This window comes from Hydrogenophaga sp., assembly GCF_018780075.1.
GTDB lineage: Bacteria > Pseudomonadota > Gammaproteobacteria > Burkholderiales > Burkholderiaceae_C > Hydrogenophaga.
This window is the reverse complement of the sequence record NZ_JADMKB010000032.1, coordinates 27,073-51,112: the sequence shown is the minus strand read 5'-3', so window position 1 is coordinate 51,112 and position 24,040 is coordinate 27,073. Positions and strand designations below refer to the sequence as shown.

General features: G+C 68.1%; 3 protein-coding genes. All 3 read right to left on the bottom strand.

What is annotated here, in order from left to right; all coding sequences use genetic code 11:
* Positions 1–9: 9 nt before the first annotated feature.
* Entirely contained in the window at positions 10–22,398 is a 22,389-nt protein-coding gene (locus IV088_RS07310) for a leukotoxin LktA family filamentous adhesin (RefSeq protein WP_291099826.1), read from the bottom strand.
* 64 nt (positions 22,399–22,462) lie between these two features.
* Positions 22,463–23,263 (bottom strand): SapC family protein, encoded by an 801-nt coding sequence (locus IV088_RS07305; protein ID WP_291099824.1) that lies wholly within the window; start codon positions 23,261–23,263, stop codon positions 22,463–22,465.
* A gap of 37 nt (positions 23,264–23,300) precedes the next feature.
* Positions 23,301–23,900, bottom strand: coding sequence for a hypothetical protein (locus IV088_RS07300; protein WP_291099822.1), 600 nt, complete (start codon positions 23,898–23,900; stop codon positions 23,301–23,303).
* Positions 23,901–24,040: the final 140 nt, after the last annotated feature.

Here is a 24,040-nt window from a genome sequence, read left to right as displayed (position 1 = left end):
TTTGGTGAATCAGTAGCCTGCCGGCACGACGCGGGTTCCGCCCTGCGCGGTGGAGGTCAGTTGAGAGGGGGTCAGCAGGCTGATGGAGGACACCAGCAACCCGCCATTCAGGGTGTTGAGCAAGCTGGCGCTCCGTGCGCTGAGCTTGCCGAACTGCAGGTTGCCCTCGGCTGCCTCGGCATCGACCCCACCGACCCCGGCGTCGACGGTGGTTCCGACGATGCCAAATGCCGCAGTGGTCCCGGTGCCCAGTGCCTTGCTTGCCCGGAGGCGGATGCCGTTGGCGGCTTTGAGTGCGGTGAAACTCAGGCCGCCGCCCGTGCTGGACGCGTGCACGGCATGGGCCGTTGACGTCAAGGCGCCGAACAAGCCGTTGCCACCCGAGGTGACATCGATCAATCCATAGGCCGTGCCTTTGGGCAGGCTGATGCTCGTTGCCGCCTTCAGCGTTGCCCCTCCAGCGCTGACCGTGAAGGTCCCGACACTCAAGGCCGCGCCCGCATCGGCATTGAAGCCCGTTCTGGCGGTGGCGCTGGCAACGGTGACCGAGCCGGTCAGCGAATCGAGGTTGACGGCGGCGTTGCTGCTGGTGAGCGCGCCGGTGGTCAGCGTGCCCTTGGCGCTGGCGTGGATGCCAGAGACCGCCTTCATCGCCCCGGTGGTGAGCAGCCCCCCATCGGAGGCGATGTCGATGCCACCGGTGGTGGCCGTCAGCGCGCCCAGCACGACCGACCCGGCCTCGGCTTGCACCTGGATCGCGGCGAGTGGGTCCACCGCCCTGGCCGTGATGTTTCCGCCACGGATGCTGGTGTCGGCCACGCTGCCATCGTCGCGCGTGGCCGTGAGCGTCGCCGTCCCCGCCGCCGTCAGGCTGCTGTAGTTGATGCCGGCGTTGTGGGCGCTCAGCTGAACGTTGCTGCCGGTGCTTGTGAGCGCGCCGGTGGTCAGGGTGCCCTTGGCGCTGGCGTGGATGCCGGAGACCGCCTTCATCGCCCCGGTGGTGAGCAGCCCCCCATCGGAGGCGATGTCGATGCCACCGGTGGTGGCCGTCAGCGCGCCCAGCACGACCGACCCGGCCTCGGCTTGCACCTGGATCGCGGCGAGTGGGTCCACCGCCCTGGCCGTGATGTTTCCGCCACGGATGCTGGTGTCGGCCACGCTGCCATCGTCGCGCGTGGCCGTGAGCGTCGCCGTCCCCGCCGCCGTCAGGCTGCTGTAGTTGATGCCGGCGTTGTGGGCGCTCAGCTGGACGTTGCTGCCGGTGCTGGAGAGTGTTCCCGTCGCCAGACTCCCTTGGCTGGACAACACCAGTGCGCCTGGCGCACCCACGTTGCCGAGCTTCAGCGATGCGTCCGACGCGACATTCACGCCGGCGGTTTTGCTGCTGACCGCCGCGAGGCTGGCCACACCACCGCTGGCAATGCCCACCTGACCGTAACCGCTGGTGGTGCCGGTGACGGTCAAGCGGCCACCGGTGTCGAGGGTCAAGCTCCCGGCTTTCGCCGTCACGGTGGCGAAGCGGCTGTCGGCCAAGGCGCCCCGTGCTGACAGCGCGAGGTGCCGTCCGGCCGTCAACGAGGTTGCGGTGATGCCCCGGTCGGTGGCCGTCGCGGCCGTGCCGGTGCTGGCGAGGGTGATGTCACGCGGTGCGGTCAATGCCACCAGCTCGATCTTGCCTGCAGCGCCAATGGTCACATCTTGTGCCGAGGTGACGCTGGTGACTTTCACGCCGCCCTGCTCGCTGCGAACCTGCACGCTGCCCAGCGCCGATGCCACCTTGGTCGCGACCACCGCGCCTTCCGCGATCAGTTCCGCGTTCTGACGCGCCGTGATGATCGCATTGCGGGTGGCGCCGCCCTGGTCGAGCGCCACCGAACCGTTTTTGCTGGTGACGGTGAGCACGGGGGCCTGGGTCTCGATCCGGCGACCCATGGCGCCGTCGGCCAGGCTGGTGTCGCCGACCGAGCCAAGCGCGGACAGCATGATCGCGCCGTTGACACTGTCGACCTGGAGGTCGGTGCGGGATTCGCCACCGTCGAGCACGGAACCGGCGGTGGAGGACACCACGATCGCGCCCGAGGTGTTGTTCGCCGTCCGGATGCCGGTGAGGGTGATGTCGCCGGTGGCGGACATCACCACCGTGCCATTGCCACCATCCACCGTCGAGCCGTCGGCCATGGTGATGCTGCGCCCTTGCAGCACCACGCTGCCGTTGGCGTTCGTGAGTGACGACGTGCTGCCCAACCCGATCACCTGGGTGCCCGCAGACAGGGCCATGCCCTGACCAGCCGTCAGGGTACCGCCGAGCGAAAGACCCGCCACACTGCCATTGAGCGCCATGCGCCCGAGGGTGGCACTGCCATCAATGACCTTGAGTGCGCCTTGTGGCGAATGGAGGTTCAACGAACCACCCGCCGAAGCCCGTCGCACGACTCCGTCGGCGGCGGTCTTGACGGTCATGGCGAGAGTGGACTGGCCGATGTCGCCGCCGGCCACCAGCTCGATATTGTCCGCATCCACCGCCTGGGTCCGCGTGCCCCGGTCGTCGATGAGATCGAAGGCCGAACTCAACACGGCATCGCCGCCCGCGGAAACCTGGGCGATTCGCATGGAGCCCGTGTCCGAACTCAGGAAGGCATCGCCCGCGGCCGTGGCCACGAGCTTGCTGCGCTGCCTGGTCAGGACGTCGACCGCCTGGCCGCGCACGCCGATGGAGCCACCCGCACTGAGTGTGACGCTCAGGCCCGCGGCATTGACGGTGCCCGTGTCCGCACTGGTGTCGGTGATGTCGCCGTCGGCCACGACCACCACCGAACGTGCGGCGTCGAGTGAGCTCAGGCCCACGTCGTCGGCCGAGAGGTTGATACCGCCCGAGATGGCCTTGAACTGCGAGCCGCTGGCCATGGTGATGCTGCCGGTGCCACCGGCTGTGACGTCGATGCCGCCCACGGCCACGAGATCGCCATCCACGTCGAGGTTGCCGCTGTGGGCATCCAGGGTGATGTCCTGTCCCGAGTTGATGTCCAGCGTGGAGATGCCGCCTGAAGCCACAATGTTCACCGGGCCTGCGGCGCTGATGTTGCCCAACACATCGGCGTCGCCACCGTAGGCGATGAGCGACACGCCGCTGCCCGCGCTGATCCCTTGCAGCTCGATGCCCTGGGTGGCCAGCACATTCACCCGGCCCGTGGCGCTGAGGTCGCCATTGGCGATCACGCCTTTCTGCGCGGCGTCCAGGTAGATGTCGCCACCGGAGCTGATGCTGTTCACGGTGAGGCCGGTTTCTGCACCCGCCAGGTACACCGAGTAGCCAGCGGCCGAGGTGGCATTGACGCCTCCGGTGGTGCTGGTCTTGACCACGAAGGGATTGGCCGCCGAGCCGACCGAGCCGCCTTGCGCGATCAGGGTGGCTTCGCCTGCCTCGAGTGCGCGGGTGCGGTCGAGGCCGCGCGCGTCGATCATGGCGCCTTGCGCTGTGAGCATGACCGCGCCCGGCGAGTACACGTCGGCCACGCGCATGTCACCGGTCTGATTGATCCAGATGCCGTCTTGCGCGCGCGCCACCAAGGTCGCGGCGCTGGCCGTGCCACCGCCGGTGAGGCTGAGCGTGACGGCCTTGTCGGCCGTGCCTATGGAGCCGCTGGCCGCTTCCAGAATGGCCTTGTGGCCCTGGATCACGGCGGCGGTGGAATCGGAGGCGTTGAGGATGGAGCCGCTGACCTTGATGCGGATTTCGCCATTGCCCGTGACCTGTTCGAGGTTGGCGTTGCCGCCGGTGGGGTAGGCATCGGTTTCGTCGGCGCCCAGGTAAACGAACCCGTTGGACGTCACGTTGAGCTTGTTGGACAAGACGTTGAAGGTGTCCTTCTTGACCACGGTCAACTGCCAGTTGCTCTTGTCCAGCGTCATGTCGTCGCTTTCGGCCGACATGATGGTGAGCTGGTCGTCGGTGGTCAGACCCCCGGCTTTGAGCAGGTTGATGGTGACCGCGCCTTCGTCGCGACCGATCTTGCCACCCGGGCGCAGCACCACGCGGTTGCCCACCACGTTGGGCTCTTCGATGCGGGTCTGGGTGTCGGTGGACGACTTGGAGAAGATCGCCTTGGGCAACGGGCTCCTGAGCTCGGCGTCGCTCCAGGTGGCCTGGGCATCGACCGCAGCCGAGCCCGATGCCACCAGCGCAGCGTTCACCTCGCTCACGATCAGCGCCTCGTTGATCTGGTAGTCCGTCGCACCATAGAGCTTGTGCAGTTCGCTCAGCTCTTGTTCACGCGCATCCTCCAGCGCGGTGATCTGCGCTGCCGTCAGACCTGACTGGGCCAGGCGATCCTTCTCGTCGGCCGAGAAGACGAACACATAGGTGTTGGGATCGTAGGCGTCGGCGGTGAAGGCGGTCACCGCGCCCGTGGCTGGATCGATGGACGTGGTCTGCGCGTTGCGCAGACTCCAGTAACGTCGGAACTGGGTCCGGGTGTTGGTGAGTGTGCGCTGGCGGCTGACCTCCGCGCTGTCGCCTTGCAACGATGCCGCGCTCCACAGCGCCAGCAGCTCCTCCTCGGTGCGCAGGTCGCGGGTTTCGTTGCGGTTGTTGTCGATCAGGTCACCCGCGGTCTCGATGTAGACATCGCCTCCGCTGGAGGCCACCTGGTCCACCCAGAGGTTGCCCGAGTTCTGTTTGAGCGCGATGCCTCGCGCCGCATGGGCGGTGATGCCGCCACCCGCCGAATCTTCGGTCTGGATGTTCAACGTCGATTTCACGCTGCCGTCGGCATTGAACTCACCAATGCCGCCGCGAGGGGCCGAGAGTTCGATGCGACTGCCAGACACGTGTACCGCGCCGGGATTGAGGCCCAGGATGTCTTCGTCGCCCAGCAACCAGACCTTGCCGGTGGTGGACACCTGGTTGATGCGCAACGCACCACCCAGACTCTGGAAGGCGATGTTGCCGCTGTCCGACTGGGCCGTGAATGAGCCGGTACCCGTGATGACGTTGACCGGCGCACCTTCGGAGCCAATGCCCTTGGCGGCATAAAAACGCAGGTCGTTGCCGGTCACGGCCGTGCCGCCGCTGAGCTGCGTGATGGCGCCCAGCGTGGAATCGAGACTCACCAGACCACTGTCGTTGGTGATGGCTCCGGCAATGCCGATGCCACCCTTGCTGGTGATGTCGATCAGACCCGTGTTGTAGCCCACCAGCTCAATGGCGATGGGGTGGTCGGCGCGCACGCGCTGGGTGAACACGTCGCGCTTGCCCACCTCGGTGCGGTAGTCCACGTAGTAGGTCTTCTTGAAGCACAAGGTGCCGCACTTGGACCACTTGCGGTAGTAGATCTCGCTCTCGGCATCGGTGGTGTAGGTCTGCAGACCCATCGAGAAGTTCTGCGTCAGCGGCGTCTCGGTGGTGACGTAGATGCCCTCGGGCATGGCCGTGGATGTCTTGTTGATGGTGTCGACACTGTTCCACTTGATGCTGCCCAGGTTGATGGCACCCCACAGGGAGGAAGACTTCTGGTACCAGTAGCGCTTTTCCTGGCCGTATTCGTAGCCCGCGGACCAGACGTAGGTGCTGTCCTCCACCGGCGCGTAGCTGAAGGTGGCTCGCAGCTCGGGACGCAAAGCGTTGGGGGTGGTCAGGGTGGAGTTGCTGGAGCCGATCAACGACCCGCCGCGCCCTGCGGTGGTGGTGGCCTTGAAGGCACCGTTGGCGTCGCGCTGGTAGGTCGTCACCTCATAACCTGTGATGCGCCCGTCGGTCGTCACCGGACGGCTCAGGTCGGTGATGCGCACCACACCCGCGTCGCCCCCGGTGTCCAGGCCCAGCAGGTCCATGCCGTAGCCGGTCTGGTTGTCGATGTCGAAGCGGGCGTAGCCGTCGAGCGCTCGGATCACGCCGCCACCGGTGTTGATGATGGAGCCCACCACCTCCACCAGACCGCCGGTCACCTCGGTGGCGGCCACCTTGAGTCGGTTGGACTCGGCGTCGTAGTACACGACAGGCTGCTTGCGGCGCGCGTCCATGGCAGCGATCAGGCTGTTGCGCTGAGCCAGGTTGATGCTGCCGTTGGCAAACTGTTTGTTGATCTCGGCCTCATTGTCGGTGGGCAGGCGCCCGGCCACCTGCACCAGAGACGATCGGCCTCTGGCGAGATAGGTGCCACGGTTGGCGGTCCACTGGGACTCCCACGCGCTGATGGTGCTGCCCACCGACGCGGTGGTCAGGGTGACCGTGTAGTCGGGCTGGCCCGACTGGATGGTGCCGTTGATGTTGAGGTAACGCGCCCCCAGGAAGATGCCACCGCTGGCGTAGATGCCCCCGGAGCCGTTGCGCACGCAATTGGCATCAAAGCTGGTTTGCGCAGGCAAGCCCGCGCGGGCGGCGCCGCAACGCACCACACCCATGTTGTCCAGCTTCGTTTGCTGATCGGTGTTGTAGGCCACGGCATACAGGTTTTCGGGCGAGCCGCCCACCGACTGGCTCACACTGGGCGAAGACAGCACGATGTTCTTGCCCGCATTGACCTGAACCTCCAGGCCGTCCAGGCGCGGCACATACGAGGCGTCTTCCTGCGTCACCGAGATGCTGCCCGCGGTGTTGGTCAACAGAATCGGGCCGAGCTTGTTGTAGAGCAGGCCGTTGACACGGATCTCCGGCGCGCGCAGCTGGTCCTGGCGCAGGTCGGCGCTGCTGCCGTCGGGTGCGGTGGCGATCACGGCCGATCCCGACACCGCACCGGTGGACACATACCGGTTGATCACGCTCAGCGTGGGCAACTCTTCGCCGGCGCCGCCGCCGCGCGTGTCGATGCTGTCCACCGTGAAGGTGGCTCCGGTCTTGGCATCGCGGTTGTAGCCGGCGATCTCGGTGCCGTCGTCTTTGGTGAGGTAGACGCCGTTGTATTTGGCAAAGCCCCCGGAGTTGTCAATGATCAGGTCTTTGACCCGGATGTTCATCGGGCTGTGGTTGTCGATCAGGATCTCGGAATCGGCGCGCGCCACGATCTCGGCATTGCCGGTCACGTTGTCGCCGAACAGCTCCACATTGCCGCTGCCCGCCCGCACGCTCTGCAAGGTGAGGAAGGTGCCTGGCACGTTGGCTTGTGCCACGACCTCGATCTGTCCCGTGTCGGGGTCGGTCTCCAGCGTGGCAAAGCCCTCGCGCAGCAAGGTCTCCAGGTAGAAGGCAATTTCTGCCTTCACAAAAGTCTCCACCTCGTTGTCAACGTTGGGGTTGCCGTCGCCGTAGTTCTTGAGCTGGGCATACAGTGTGTCCAGGTAGGCCGCGCCGGTGGCGGCCAGGTCTTCCGTGCCGATGCTGTAGCGGATGTTGCCCTTCGTCTGACTGGCATCGAGCGTGCCGTTGGGGTTGATGACGATGACCTGCTTGTTGCCGTAGCCGGCTTCGAGCAAGCCGCTGAGCACGGTGTTGGCATTGAGCGTTTTTTTGGAGCTGCCGTATTCGCTGCTCACGCCCACCAGCTCGCCCACATCGCGCGTCCAGTCACTGACCTTGCCCTTGCCTTGCACCACGTAGCTGCCTTCGATGCCACCCACCTGGATGGTGCTGCCTGAGCGCACGGCGTCGCCCAGCAGGTTGACGGTGTTGTTCAGCGTGAGTTCAGCGTCGGCGTCGGGGTTGACCGACACCGGAATGGCTGCGTGGTTGAACAGGTCGGCGCGCGCGGTCACGAAGCTCTTGTTGCGCCCGAAGTCGCGGTCTTGCCCGGCCAGCAGCGTCACCGCGCCCTCACCCACCAGCTGGGTGTCGGCGCCCACGGTCACCACGTTGTTCACGTTGGCGTGAGCCAGGGCATCGCCCTGGGCGCCTGCGGCCGCACCGTAGGTTTTGGTGATGGTGTTGGCCTCGATGTCCACATACGACATCGCGTTGACATACACCTCGCCCGCCACCTGGATGTCGTTGCGCTCACCCACGGTGGCGTTGGCGTTGGCGGTGGAACGGATCTCGGTGTCCACCAGCGCAATGGGAATGGCGCCACCCAGGTCCAGCCGCCCGACCGAAGAGCCGCGCAACTGGTTGTAGGCACGCAGCTCCAGCAAACCGGCCGTGTTGCCGCCCAGCACCAGGGAAACGTCGTCGCCCAGTTCGGCGGTGGCGGTACCGTTGATCACGGTCTTGGCGTCGGCACCGGCACCGGCGATCACGCCGCCGCCGCCGCCGCGCGCGCTCACGGCCAGCAGATCGCTTCGTTCCACGTCGTTGGTGGCCAGCACGCGCAGTTGCCCGCCGGTGAGCGTGGCGTGGTCGCCCAGAGCGGCCAGGGCCGATCCAGTCAGGGTGGCCCGCGTCACCGCGCCCGAGCCGCCAAAGGCGGAGGCATTGACGGTTTCGGTCTGGCTGTCGTAGCGCAGCTTGCGGTCAGCGCTCAGGGTGGTCGTGCCCGCCACGCTCAGGCCACTGGCGGCGGTGCCTGCGGTGGCACTCACGGTCTGCTGGTGGTTCACCGTGGCCTCGGCGCCCGCGCCGGCGATCACGCCACCACTGCCGGCCACGGCGTCGGCGTCGACGATCTCGTCGCCGCGAGCGCTCACGGCGAGGTTGCCCGCCACGCTGCCGCCCAGGGCGGCCAGGTTGGTGCTGACGGTGGAGGTGCTCGCGGTGTTGGCCACGGCCACACCCGCGCCCACGAAGCCCGCGCCCACGCCGGTGGCGGTCGCGGTCGCGGTCATGGCGTCGTTGGCCGAAATGCCCACGTCGCCGCTGGCGGCCAAGGTGACGCTGCCCAGGACCACCGACACCTGGCCCAGGTTGGTGGACGAAGCGCCTGCCCCCTGAAGACCCAGCAACAGACCGCCGCCGCCGGCCACAGCCTCGGAAGTCACCGAGCCGTCACCGCTGCCCAGCACCGCCGAGACCAGCATGTCGGCGCCACTCAGGCTCACCGGCCCAGCGGCCGTCACGCTCACCTCGGTCTCGACCTCGGAGAGCGCCGCCGACACACCCACCGCCGCACCGGCGGCCACCGACACGCCGATGGCACTGGTGCTGGCCGAGGGGTTGGACTTGGCCTGCAGGCTCAGATCGCCACTGCCCGCGTGGATGGCCGAACCACTGCCCAAGCTGAGTGCCACAGCACCCGCGTCCGTCGCGGTGGCAGCTGCGCCCGAGCCGGCCACCACACCGGCCACGCCGCCGCGCGCCTTGGCCACGGCGCTGGCATCGCGTTCGGCCAGCGCGCTGAAGCCTTCGCTGCGGAGCGAGCCCGCCAGCACCGTGTTGACGGTGCCGGTTTGCGCCGCCGTGGCAGTGACCACGCCCACCGCCAGCGCGCCCACCGACGCGCCGAAGGCTTCGCTCAGCAGCGAGGTCTGGTCCTGTGCGCGCACGCTGACCACACCGCCCGCCTGCAGCGAGCCCGTGAGCGCTGCGCTGCTGGCCGTGGCATTGGACGCCACCGACACCGCCGCACCCACACCCACAAAGCCGCCCGCACCGGCAATGGCACGGCTCTCGATGGCAGGCTCGCCGCTTACCGGCGTGCGCATGCCCGACTCGATGGACACGGCGTCGGCCACGATGACGTTGCCCGAGGACACGCCAGCGTGATTGGCCCCACCCAGCAGGGTGATGGCCACGCCCGCGCTCACGCCCGCGGCACCGCCGAGCGCGACCGCGCCGGCGTTGTTGTCCACGGCGGTGCGGTCCAGGCTGCGCACCGCCAGAGAGCCCGCCACGATGGTGGGCGCCGACACGGTGGCCGAAGTGCGGTGCCAGCCTGAGGCGCCCGCGTAGGCGGCCTGCGTGTCGTAGTTGCCGCTGCTGTTGAGCGCGGCCGCTTCGGTCGTGCTCAGACCACCGCCGGCGCCGCTCGTGCGGTCCGATTCGGTGGCGCCACCGATCTGGCTCAGCGTACCGCCACCACCATTGAGTTCGCTGTTGGCGTTGCTGTCGGGCGCGCTGCCAAACACCAGCACACCGACGGCACCGCTGATGCCGGCGATGCCACCGCCCCCGCCGGTGGCGGTGATCATGTCGATGTCGGCCGCGCGCTCAGCGGCCACGGTCAGTTCGCCGGAGACACGCACGCTCGTCGCGCTCAGCGTGGCATCGACTGTGCTCTTGCCCACGACCACGTTGGCCGATGCGCCGACACCGGCCACACCGCCTGCGCCCACCTGGCCGGCGTTGTGGTTGAGCACCACGGTCTCGTCGGCCGTGATGGACAGCGAGCCAGCGCCCGATTCTTTCGCAAAGGTCACGCGCGCGGTGGTGGTGGCCGTGCCCGGCACACTCACCAGCGCGGTCAGGATGCCGTCGCCCAGCGTGCTCACGTCGGCGGTGTAGGAGCCATCGGCGTTGAGCGTGGCCGTGACCTGGCGCGTGCCGTCGGAGACGATCACGGTGGCCGCGCTGTTGGCGGTGGGTCCCGCGTCGGACTTGAGGACGAAGGTGACCGCATCCAGGTTGCGCGCGTCCACCTGAGAGAAGCTGGAGAGGGTGGAGATGCGCGTTTGCGCCGCCGGCAGGCTGGCGGCCACAAGGGCGGCGTCCGAGGCGTTGATGCCGGTGGACTTGGACAGCGTGGTCGTGGCCACCTTCTGCACACCGCTCTCCATGATCAGCACCTGGGCCAGCAGAACGCCGTCGTTCAGGGTCGACACGTTGGCGAGGTAGGTTCCGTCGGCCTGGCGCACGGCGGTCACGGTGTTTTCACCGTCGGACACAGTGACCACGGCCGACGCCGAGCTCACCAGCCCGGCGAGATCGCTCAGGGCCAGGCGCACGGCCGACTGGTTGCCAGTGCCCACCAGGTCGTAGCCAGAGGCGAGGTTGAGGGTGACCGGCGCGTCACCGGCTGAGGACAGCAGCCCCGTGGCCAGGGTACGCCGACCAATGGTCGTGGTGCCCGTCACGGCGGCCTCGGTTGTGCCTTCCATCACGCTCACGGAAGCGCCCACAGCGGCCCCGTAAGAACCGCCTGCGGCGGCAGAAGCGCTGACCGAAAACGATTCCGTGCGGTTGTCGGCATCGACAACGACCGCTCCATCAGCTGCCAGCGTCGAATCGTCCACCAGAGCGCGCACCGTGGAACCGGAAACGTTGACCGTGAAGCTCAGGCCAACGCCCACGCCCCCTGGAACGCCCGCGTAGCTCACCGCGCCCGCTACCAGGTTGGACGCGTTGCTGCCGTCGGCCACCACCGCAATGCTGTTGGCTTTGACGGTGGCGTGGTCCACCAGCGCCACCGTGGCGCCCTTGAGCAGCACCACGTCACCGCTGCCGGCCACACCAAACACCGCACCACCGGCGGCACCGGCTGAAATCTGCGCCACCGCGTTGGTGGAGACGGCCTTCACAGAAAGCGCGTCCTGCGCAAACACACGGGCGCCGTCGATCACTTCGGCGCGTGTGCTTCGCTCGATGATTTCGGTGCCCACCGCACCCGATACGCCCGCCGCCCCGATGGCCAGCGCCGTGACCGAGCTGGCCACCATGGCGTGGTTGGCGGCCATCACGTCAACGTCCTGATCGGCGGACACGCCCACCACGTAGTCGTTGACCCAGTGCGCGCTGTCGATGTAGGCGCGCGTGCTGCCGCCGATCTGATCCACATTGATGGCCGCTCCGGCGGCGCCCAGGGCGCCACCACCGGCCACTGCGGTGAGCGCGCCGATCTGCTGGATCGAGGTGGCCTGCACCGCAATCCCCTTGACGGTGCGGGTGGCAAAACTGGCACCATCGAGCACCGCATCGGACAGCTCGGTGGTGTCCATCAGGTCGGGCGCGCTGGCCAGACCCGCGTCGCGAACCGTCAAACCGCTGCCGTTGGCCAGGGCATTGACGTGAGTGTCATTCCCCATCAAACCCGCCGAGGTGTCGCTCGCAATGATGTTGGTCAGAACACCCCCGGCAGCGCCCACCCCCGCCGCGCCCAATCCCACAGCACCCGCCAGTGCGCGGATGCGGTCCCGGCTGTTGGCCGTCACGGCGACCGAGTCAGCGGCAATAACGCTGGACACGTAGCCATCGGCGCCCAGTACAGCGTGGGTCTGCGAGCCGATCACACTGACCGCCACCGAGCCCTGCACGCCGGAAGCGCCGGCACTCATGCCCACGGCAATGGTGTTGATCTGGTTGTCGCTTTCGGCAGACAACAGCAGGTCGTCGGTGGTTTGAGTCCAATGACCGATGCCGCTGTTGAAATTTGAGAGCGTTGCCCCCACCAGCTTGGCATTGGTTTGGGTACCGATGCGGTTGACCGCCAGCGCCGCCCCCACAGCCGCGCCCATGCTGCCCGACACATTGCCGGCCAGTGAATCGATCTGTGCCGCCTGGCGCGCACTGACCGCCAGCGTGCTGCTGCCGCTCAGATCTGATCCTGTCCACGTCGCCGTGATCTCGTCTTCGAGCAGGTTGGTGGCGTTGGAGCCGTTGATGGCGGCGGTACCGCTGGCCCCGGCGGCCACGCCGATCGACTCGATCACCGACGTGGAATAGGCGTTGACCTGAACTGCGCCGGTGCTGCGCACGATGCTGTCCAGTACTTCGGCTTTCACCACTTTGCTGCGGTCCGCATCTTCCGCCGTGCGGCCCAGGAAATTCAGCGCCAGTGCGGCGCCGCCGCTGGCTGTGCCGCCACCGGCCACCGTGCCCGCGAACGACTTGATGGTGGAGGTGTCGCGTGCAAGCACCGCCAACGATGCAGCATTGACCACCAGGGTGGTGTTGTCCATTTGCGCCAGCACCGTCGAGGTGATGCCGTTGGTGGTGTTGGAGCCCGCCAGGGCCACCGAGCCACCGCCGGCCACGCCGGCCGCAACCGACTCGATGGTGCCCGAGGTGGTGGCTTGCACATTGACCGCACCGGTGGCGCGCAGCGTGCTGTCGTTCAGAAGTGCAGTCACATCGCCGCCGATGTCGTTGACCGACACCGCCGCACCGACGGCCGCCCCACCGGAGCCGCTGATCGTTCCCGCCAGAGAGTAGGTGTCGGCGTCGTTGTCGGCGCTCACCGTGAATGCACCGGCATCGGTGATCTGCAGCAGACCCAGGACCTGCGCCTGGACACTCGCTTCGACCTCGTTGGTCGTGAAGCTCCCGTTGACCGAAGCCCCTGCCGAGGCTGCGCCTGAGGCGGCCACCGACTTGATCTCGCCACGCAGATCGGCGTCTACCGTCACCACCGCAGGCGCCGCATGCAGCGTCATGCCCGACAAATTCGCCAGAACGGCGCTGCCCACCTGGTTGACGGCGATCGCCGCACCAAACGCGCCACCGGCACTGCCCGAGACATTGCCTGCCAGCGTGCGCACGGTGGCGGCGTCGTCGGCCTGCACCGTCAGCGACGTGGCTGCGCCGTAGAGCGAGCCCCCCGACCAGCTGGCCGTGATCTCGTCTTCGAGCAGGTTGGTGGTGTTGGAGCCCGATACCGCGCCGCTGACGCCGCCGGCCACGGCCATGGCCATGGACTCGATGGTCGAGGTGGACAAGGCCTTCACCTGCACCGCGCCGCCTGAATTCAGCGCGCTGTTGAGCACCTCGGCCTTCACCAGCTTGCTGCTGTCGGCGTCCAGCGCCGTGCGTCCCAGGAAGTTCAGCGCGAAAGCCGCGCCGCCCGCGGCTGTGCCGCCGCCGGCCACCGTGCCCGCAAAGGACTGGATGGTCGAGCTGTCCAGCGCCTGCACACGCAGCGAGGACGAGGACGCTGCTTGCGTCACCGTGTCCATCTGCGCCAGCACCGTGGAGGTGATCGCGTTGGTGGTGTTGGAGCCCGCCAGGGCCGCCGTCCCGCCGCCGGAAACACCGGCCGCCACCGACTGGATGGTGCCCGAACTGGTGGCCAGCACGTTCGCAGCGCCGGTGGCGCGCAGCGTGCTGCTGGCCACGCGCGCGGTCACATCGCCGCCGACCTCGTTCACCGCCACCGCAGCGCCCACAGCCGCACCACCCGATCCGCTGACCGTGCCCGCCAGCGAGAAAATATCCGCGTCGTTGTCAGCGCTCACCTTGAACGCGCCGCCGTTGGCGGTCTGGTTCAAGCCCGTCACCTGCGCCTTCACGCTGGCGTTCACTTCGTTGGTCGTGAAGCTGCCGTTGACCGAAGCCACACCGTCGGCCGCACCCGAGGAGGCCACCGACTTGATCTGCCCGCGGAGGTCGGCATCCACCACCACCGCAGACGCCGCACTCAGTGTCATGCTGGCAAGCGTGGCGCTCACCTGGCTGCCGATCTCATTGACCGCAATCGCTGCACCAAAGGCACCCGTTGCGCCACCCGAGAAATTGCCCGCCAGCGTGCGCACCGTGGCCGCATCGTCGGCCTGCACCGTGAACGTGGTGGCACCGCCGCTCAGCGAGCCGCCCGACCACGAAGCCACGATGTCGTCTTCCAGCAAGTTGGTGGTGTTCGAGCCCGTCACCGCCAAGTTGCCACTACCGCCCACGGCCATGGCCATGGACTCGATGGTCGAGGTGGACAAGGCCTTCACCTGCACCGCGCCGCCTGAATTCAGCGCGCTGTTGAGCACCTCGGCCTTCACCAGCTTGCTGCTGTCGGCGTCCAGCGCCGTGCGTCCCAGGAAGTTCAGCGCGAAAGCCGCGCCGCCCGCGGCTGTGCCGCCGCCGGCCACCGTGCCCGCAAAGGACTGGATGGTCGAGCTGTCCAGCGCCTGCACACGCAGCGAGGACGAGGACGCTGCTTGCGTCACCGTGTCCATCTGCGCCAGCACCGTGGAGGTGATCGCGTTGGTGGTGTTGGAACCCGCCAGGGCCACCGTGCCCCCGCCGGAGACACCCGCAGCCACCGACTTGATGGTGCCCGAGGACGTGGCAGTGACCCCCACCGCGCCTGTGGCGCGCAGGGTGCTGCTGGCCAAGCGCGCGGTCACGTCGCCGCCGATCTCGTTGACCGCCACCGCCACGCCCACAGCGGCCGTGCCACCACCGCTGACCGTGCCCGCCAGCGAAAAAATATTCGCGTCGTTGTCGGCGCTCACCGTGAACGCACCGCCGTTGGCGGTCTGGTTCAAGCCCGTCGCCTGCGCCTTCACGCTGGCGTTGACTTCGTTGGTCGTGAAGCTGCCGTTGACCGAGGCCCCCGCAGAGGCCGCACCCGAAGCCGCCACCGACTCGATCTCACCGCGCAAGTCGGCGTCCACCACCACGGCAGGCGCTGCGCCCAGCGTCATGCTGGCGAGGTTCGCGCTCACCTGGCTGCCGATTTGATTGACCGCAAGGGCCGCGCCCACGGCGGCCGCACCGCTGCCCGAAAAATTGCCGGCCAGCGTGCGCACCGTGGCCGCATCGTCGGCCTGCACCGTCAGGGTGGTGGCGCCACCGGTCAGCGAGCCGCCCGACCAGGTCGCCACGATGTCGTCTTCCAGCAGGTTGGTGGTGTTCGACCCCGTCACCGCCACGTTGCCACTTCCGCCCACGGCCATGCCCATGGACTCGATGGTTGAGGTGGACAGGGCCTTCACCTGCACCGCGCCACCTGAATTCAGCGCGCTGTTGAGCACCTCGGCCTTCACCAGCTTGCTGCTGTCGGCGTCCAGCGCCGTGCGTCCCAGGAAGTTCAGCGCGAAAGCCGCGCCGCCCGCGGCTGTGCCGCCGCCGGCCACCGTGCCCGCAAAGGACTGGATGGTCGAGCTGTCCAGCGCCTGCACACGCAGCGAGGACGAGGACGCTGCTTGCGTCACCGTGTCCATCTGCGCCAGCACCGTGGAGGTGATCGCGTTGGTGGTGTTGGAGCCCGCCACGGCCGCCGTCCCACCGCCGGAGACACCCGCGGCCACCGACTTGATCGTGCCCGAGGACGAGGCGTCCACCTCAACCGCGCCGGTGGCGCGCAAGGTGCTGTCGGCCACGCGCGCCGTCACCTGACCTCCGATGGTGTTGACCGATACCGCCGCACCCACGGCCGCCGTGCCGGCACCACTGATGGTGCCCGCCAGCGACGCAATGTCCGCGTCGTTGTTGGCGCTGACTTTGAAGGCCCCGCCATTGGCGCTCTGGGTCACGCCCGACACCTCGGTCAGCACATCGGCTTCGATGGTGTTGACGGTCACGCTGCCGTTGATGGCGGCCGTGCCCGCACCGCTGCCAGCGGCGGCCATCGAGTCAATCGAACCGGCAAGGTTCGATTCCACCGTGACGGCCACGGGGGCCGCCAGCGTGGTGTTGGCCAGCCGGGTGCGAACACGGAAATTGTCCGAGCCTTCGCCGACCGAGTTGACGGCCAGCGCGCCACCCACTGCACCGGTGCCTCCAGCCGACACGGCACCGGCGAGCGAATCGATGGACGACGACCCCGTCGATCGAACGGTCAGGCTGGTGGCGTTACCCGACAGACTGCCGCCCGAAAACTCGGCGGCGGTGTCTGAAATCATGAAGTTGCTGGCGATGGAGCCAGAACCCGCGCCGTCCTTGCCGGCAGAAACAGCCACCGCCAGGGTTTCGATGGACCCCTGCGCTGCCGACTCGACGGTCACGGCGTTGTTCACTACCAGATCGCTGTCCGTGATCTTGGCACTGCGCACGCCGCTCATGGTGTTCCAGGCCACCGCCAGCGCACCGGCGTAGCCCTTGGACAGGGCCAGCCCACCCGCAACCGAGAGGCTGCTGGCCGTGCGGCCATCAGCGGCTTCACCCGCTGTCACGCTGACCGTACCTGCCGTGAGGTCGGCGTTGTGAACCAGCGCCTGTGTGACGCCGCCAACGTCTGTGAAGGACACGGTGCCGGCAAATCCCACGCTGCCGTCGGCGGCCGCACCCGAAGCCGCCACCGACTGGGTGTCGCTGGTGTGGCTGGCCGAAACGCGCACGTCACCGGTGCCCACATCGATATCGGCGTTGCTGATGGAGGCTTCGTTGCCTGCGGCGCGTGTGCTGTCGGTGTCGCCGTTGGCCTCGTAGTCGCGCCCAGCCGACAAGGTGTAAGAAACCGCTGCCCCGGCGGCGTTTCCGCTGCCGCCACCCACGGCAATGCTGAGGTTGCCCGCCAGGCCGAACTGGTTGCCCCGGGTCTCCGAGCTCACCTCGAGTCCGGACGCGGTCACCGAGCCACCGGTGACCAGGGCGCGCGTGCGCTGCCCGATCAGGCTGACACTGGCAGACCCCATGCCCGAGAACTTGCCTTTGGTCGCCCCCAGACCCACCGACACACCCACGATGTCAGCGCTGCTGAGCGCCTGCACGCTCACATCACCTTCGGTGGTGATGCTGCCGTTGAGCTCGGCGTCGTAGCTGGTCTGGATGTCGTTGTGGACGTACGACAGACCCAGACTGGCCGAGTTGCTGCCCATGGTCAAGCCCAGGGTACCGGCCACGCCCACGATGCTCTCGCCGCCCACCGAGTTCTTCAGATCGGCCGTGTAACCGTTGCTGGTTGAGGTCATCTCGTAGTCGGTCACCTCGGAGGCACGCACCGCGCCCAACAAGGCATCCAGGGACGCCGACGTCGGGGCGCCGCCCGCTTGCACCGCCAAGTCGCCCGTGAGGTTCACCAAGGCGCCGTCGGTCACCCCCGCGCTCAGCTGGGTGTCGATGTGGTTGTAGACGAAAGAGCCCATCAACTGACCCAGGGAGGTGGCGTCGCTGCTGGTTTGCACACCCGCCACCGCGCCCACACCCACCACTTTTTGTGACGACAAGCCCAGCACGGCCAGGTCGTGCGCCTGCGTGATGGCGCCGCCCGACACCCTGGCTTGCGTGCTGCCCTTGGCGTTGACCACGGAAATGGCCGCACCCACGCCGGCCGAGCCCTTGCCCGTGCTCACCGACAGAGCGCCACCTCCCGCGCCGATGCGGCTGCGGTCGTAGGCCACCACCTGGACGCCCAGCGCGGTGGGCGAGGCCACATTGCCCGAGACGCCGCTGTTGACCATCTCGGCCACGGTGTCGTCGCTGGTGGTGGTGACCGATGCCGAACCCACCAACGACAGGCTGGTGGTGCTGCCCTTGGAGAGGTTGGCCGAAATGCCGGTGGCCACGGCCGTGCGCTCGCCCGACTTCAGCGCCTGCAGCACCAGGCTGTCGGACTGGTCGGCCAGATCGCGGATGGTGCTGTTGACGATGCGGGCCGTGGTGTCGTCGTCAGACTTCTGTATCGCGACCGCCCCGGCGATGGCGGCCGTGAATTCGGTTGCGGTGTTTTTGGCCAGCGACAGCGCCCCGCCACCGGCCACGCTGACCTGCGTCAGGTCCGACAGCGCGCGCACGGCCACCTGGCTGGTGCCCGTGCCCACACCCTCGACCACCGCCCCGTCGATCTGTGCCGCGGTGTCGAGATCGCTGAAATTGGTGACGATGGCACCCGCCCCGGCGATGGAAAAGCTCGGCGGCTTGTCGGCCGCGGGTTCGTCCTCGGGGGGGGCGTTTTCACCCTCCCCTTTGGCCGGTGCGCTGGCCTCTTCCAGCGGGGCCATCGTGGCGTCGTTGCCATCGAGCTGGGCTTGTTCGTCGGCCGCGTCAGCGGCCACGCCATCGGCCAGGTTGTCGGCCGTGCTCTTGACCTCGGGTGCCGGTGCCGATGCTGGTGCTGGTGCTGGTGCTGGTGCCGGTGCCGGTGCCGGTGCTGGTGCTGGTGCTGGTGCTGGTGCCGGTGCTGGTGCTGGTGCCGGTGCTGGTGCCGGTGCCGGTGCTGGTGCCGGTGCTGGTGCCGGATCCTCCGGCGGCGGCTCTTTGCCCGACGCAGCACCGGCCACACCCACGGCCACGATCATGCCGTCGGTGCGCGCCTTCACGCCCAGCTGACCGGTGCGCACGTAGCCCACCGTGCCCTCCACGGTATCGCCGCCACCGCCGCCGGTGTCGTTGTCGCCGACGTAGGCCTGCGTGTCACCGGTCATGTCGTTGAGCGCGACGCCAATGCCCACACCCGAGTTTTCGCTCTGGGTGATGGCGCCAGTGATGGCGACCACACCCAGCGAGAGTTGGGCATCCACATTCACCGTGGACGCCGTCACTTTCGCCTCGCGGCTGATGGCCGCGTGCGTGGTCTCGCTGAGCTTGTTGTAAGAGGCGATGCCGTTGGCGGCAATGCCGGCACCGCTGCCCGATGTGGGCGAAATGGACAGCACCCAGTCCTGGGTCTCGGCGTTCACGTCCAGCCGGTGGGTGTTGATCTCTGCCCTGTCAGCGATGCCGGCGATGGCCGTGTTGTCGCGGCTGACCATGGAGAAGGTTCCGCCGACGGCGGTGCCCCCGGCCCCCGCCTCCGGCCCAGTACCACCCGCGTAGTGCAGGGTCTGCACGTGGTTTTCTGCACGCACCACCACGGCGCCATCGAAGCTGCGCGTGAACTGGATCTGTTCCAGATCCGGCCCCTCAGGCGCATCGCGGCTCTCGGTGACGAAGTCACCCAGCACGCTCAAGTCCTTGTCGAGCGTGTACGGGTCGCCCGAGATGAGCATGGGCACCAGATCGGACTCGAAGCCCACTTCCTGGACGTCGTAACCCCAGGCGAGGCCGTCGTTCACGGTGGTGGTGATCTTCGCGTCGGTATCGACCCAGGCGCGGGTGTCGTTTTTCATGAACGACAGGCTCACCGCCCCGGCAGCCGCCAGGCCGGTGGCGGCCGAGGTCGCTCCCACCCGGGTGTTGAAACCTTCGAACAACACATCGGGGCCACCCATGTAGGTCTCGTAGGCCGCGCTGAAAGTGCCCCATTCGACGGGAGGTGCTTCCGGGTTCAACGGATCCACCGGCAACATCGCGGTGTAGAACTGCGGAACGTCGCTCGACGCGTTCACCGCCACATGCCCCGCGTTGATCTCGGCGCCCACGCCAACATCGGCCCGCGTGGTGGTGCGGTGATCGGCGTAGTTGAACGCCACGGCGAGACCATATTTGGAACCGTCTTTGCCTTCGGTCTCTGAAGTGGCCTCGGACGCTGCCACGCTCTGCAACTGACCCACCAGCGTCTGCGCATCGACCACCGCATCGCCCCCGGCGTTGACCAGGGCCCCCGCGCCAATGCGGGCACGGGTGACGTGGTCGGATTCCGACCACGTCATGGCGCCTGCCAGGCGCAAGGCCGGCGGCTTGCTCTCGGCGGGCGCACCGCCCGAGGCCTCTTCGGAGGTGTCCGAAAACCCTTCAGCCATGCTCATGAAGCCGTCCATCAGGGCGGCCTTGGCATCTTCACCCGCCTGGTCCTGCGAGTACTCCAGCGACTCGGGCAGCCCGGCGAGCGCGCTCTCTTCTTCTTCCTCCGAAGCGTTGGCTGAAGTGGCCGAGATCGTGTTCTTGCTGGACGCGTTCATCGCCATCACGGACACGTGACCACCGGCATCGATGTTCCCGTCCATGTCCGCCGTGGTCTGGGACGACTGCAGCGACAGGGCGCCCACCACACCCGCCGTGCCGCCGCCGTACACCGTCACTTCGGCACTGGTCTCGAACTGCGACGCATGGAAGGCCTGCAGCCGGGTGTCCGCGCCGCTGGTGAGCAAGGCGCCAGCCCCGACCGACACGGCCGTGCGGATGTCCGAGCGAGAGCCAGCGAACACCACCGAAGCCACGTTGGCCTCGCCGGTGGTGTCGTCGGTCAAGCCCGATGCGGCCGCGCTCATGCCCACGCCGGTCTTGGAAGCCGCCACCAGCTCGATGTTCTGACCGGCCGTCAGCTTGGCGCCCGACTGGACTTCCACCTTCGTGGTGCCTTCGACCTGGGAAAAACCCGCGCTCAGGTTCGCCTGGGCACTGCCCGCTGTCTGCACCTCGACGCTGGTTGAGCGGTCGGCCAAGGCGGTGAGGCGGATGTTCTCCGTGGCGCTCAACACCGCGGTGGAGCGGATCTTCACCGTCGCATCGCCCTTGGCCTCCACATAGGCCAGGCTCAGGGCCAAAGGCGCATCCAGGCTCTCCAGGGCCAGGTCAACAGCCGCTTGCTGGATGCTGCCGGTGAGGCCGCCAAAAGACGCCGAGGACTCGACCGAGGCCTCCATCGTGATGTTCTTGCCCTTGACCGTGCCCGCCACATCGATGGTGGCATTGGCGTTGGACAGGCTGACCAGGGTCTCCCCCGTGCTGCTTTTCTGAGCCAGCAGGCTGATGTCGCCCGCCCGCCAGGTGGTCCCCGCCGCGTTGACAGCGCTGGCGTCGAGCACGGCGCCCGCGCCCACGGTGATCGATGGGGCCTTGATGACAAGGTTGCCGCTGTGGCCCGTGGAGATCTTTTCGCCAGAGGCGTTGATGTCCGCCCCGACCTGGCGGGTGCTGATCGTCACCCCTTCGGCCACGGTCACCGAGACATTGGCCTCGATCGTGTGATCGGTGCCGTTGGAGACCACGAGATCGGAGACAACGTCCACCTCCTCCGGGTCCACATAGGCCTGCCCGGCGGCGCCGGTGTCCGTGCCGGCATCCAGCACCAGGCCGTCCAGCGTCACCTTCTTGGCCGCCGAAAACTCCACGAACCCGCCCGCACCGCTGCCATCACCACGCGCCACCAGGCTGGCGCCGGGTGCGTGGGTGGCGTTGCCGTGGGCAAAGAGTGTCACCGAGCCACCGCCCTGGTTGGAGCCCGAGGCCGCCGAGGCCGACAGCAGGGCCCCAGAGCCGAGCTGGGCGTCACCGCCCGCCACCACGCGCACCGCACCCGCGCTCGCCCAGTGGGAACCGTCGGCCAGCAGCTTGCCATTGAGCAGGATGTCGCCCGGGGTGGTGATGTCGATCACCCCGTTGTTGTCCACCAGCGGGGTCAGCGTGCGCACTTGCCCCACGTTCACCGCCGGCCCACCGCTGCGCCCGTCCACCGAGATCTGCCCGTTCACCACCACGGCCGCGCCCGCCATGATCTGCACGCTGTGCTCGGCAGCGACCTGGCCATCGATGCGCACCGCGCCGGTCGCGGAGCGGTCGAAGTTGCCGCGCAACACGCCCGACACGCTGCCCGCCGACAGGCCGGCCCCCTCGCCCAGCAGACCGTCCACAAAGGTGGTGGACGGTGCCGCGAACACCAGTCGCCCCGCGTCCACCCGCCCACCCGCTCCCACGGCAAACCCGTGGCTGTCGATGAACAGCAGGTTGCCGCCCACCGCACCCGATGCCAGCCGCCCCTGCAGACGGCCATCGACCTGGATGCGCCCGTCGCGCACCACGTTGACCAGCCAGTTCGCCCCCTGTGGCACCACCATGCCCACCGTGTCGCCACTGCCCACCTGCAGCTGGGACAGGTGGTTGAAGGCGTTGCCGTCGCGCAGGGTCGCCGTGGTCACCGAGTGCACCCCCGGCTGCGGGCTCGACACGACGGTCTGCGTCGCCGCCGGGCCGTCCAGCGGCTTGATCACCGTCTGTGCCGTCGCCCAGGGCCACTGCGCTCCCAGCGCCAAGGCCGCGGCCAGCGGCAGAGGGCCGACCCGCACCGACAGACGCTGACGCGAATCACGCGAGGGCTTGGGGGCGTGAAGCTTCGAAGGGGCGTGCAGCGGTGTCATCGGGTCGGTCCAGGAAATGCAGGAAAAAGAGCCATGAACCGGTCAGGCACCGGCCCAGTGCCGGTCAGGCGGCCAGGGTCGCGTCGGCGGGTGCGGATGCGTCCGAGCCCGCACCGGTGTGCGCGTTCACGCCCTGCCCGGCCCGCTGCACCAGCGGGCGGAAGCGCCGCAGCGAGAGCAGGTGCAGGTAAGCCAGCGGCAAGATGCCCTGGGTGTGCAGCTCGTGCACCGTTTTCTCGGGCAAGGCCATCAGCTTCGCCTCGTCCACCACCAGGAAGCCGTTGAGTTCCACGTCGCGCCCGTCGGCCAGCACCGCCTGCAGGCTGCGCTCGCTCAACACGCCAGCGGCATCCAGCGCGGCGATCTGCCGGGAGGTCTCTTTCAGCGCCGCGTCGGTGTCCACCAGCTGGCGCAGCCGCTCCAGCAACCAGGGGGCTTCGGCGCCGGTCGCATCGAACAACGGATCACCCGCCGCTTCGCTCAGCTCGGTGGGTTGCACCGCCACCAGGAAGCGGCCCGGATCGCCCGCCTCACGCACCAGGCGGAAAGGCCAGGTCGCCAGCGTCGCGGGCAGGTGGCTGCCCAGCCAGGCGCCGTCGTCCGCCACATACAGGTTGTGACCGCTCTGCAGACCGGTCACCGCGAGCAAGGCCCAGCCGCCGTCGGGCTGGCGGGCCATCACGCAGGGGTATTCCATGCAGGCGGCGGGCGCTTCCGTGGCGCTCAGGGCCACCGTGACCGCGCTGCGGGCGAAGCGGTAGTCCGGCTTGCGGCGGTTGAGCCGGAGGTGGCGGTGGGTTTCACGGTGCAACACCGCCAGGCCCGTGTTGGGGGATGCGGTTTCGGAGGACGGTTTGGAGGACATGGAGGGGTCTCGGGTTGGCCAATCAAAAAAACAGGGGTCAGCGCTGGTGTCGGTCCAGCTCGCGCCGCAGCGCCAGCTCGTCGGCACGCAAACGCTTCAGTTCGGGCCCTGCCGCGGCGGTGTCGCCGGCGCGGGCAAGCGCCTGCTGCGCGGCCAGGGTGCGGGCCAGTTCGGTCTGCAGGATGGCCACCGCGTCGCGGTCGCGCTCGCGCTGCAAGCCCGTGTCCACCTGGCTCGCTGTGGCCCGTGCCGGTGCGGCCGGGCGTTCGCCACCGGCCCGGTACCGCTCCCGTGACAGCGCCACCCTGGAGGCGGGCGGGCGCAGCCGGGGCTGGGCGGGCGCCAGCGCCTGGGCCCTCGACCCGGGCTCGGGCTGGGGCGGCAGCGCCGGTTTCAAGACCGGCGTCAGCACGGCCTGCGACAGGCCATCGGCCTGCACGGCCCGGCAGGATTGCGCGCGTGCGCGGGTGGCATCGAGCTCGTTGGTGAACAGGTTGCCGGGGCACAGGTACATCGTGGCGCCTTGCACCTCTGCCGCGCCGAACGCCAGCACCCACCACGCGCCCGACGCGAGCCCACGCGCCAACGGTCCGGCCAGACGGGTCACTGGCGCAGCAAAATCGAGAAACAAGTTCACTTTTGGTGACTTTCTACACGTAGTAACGTTTTTATGTTTTTTTATATTATTGATACTTTAAAGCATAATATTGCATAACCCAGTTAAAAAAACCGCGGCCTCTCGGCCAACGGTACCGAAGCCCGCCGACCCGGCCCGCA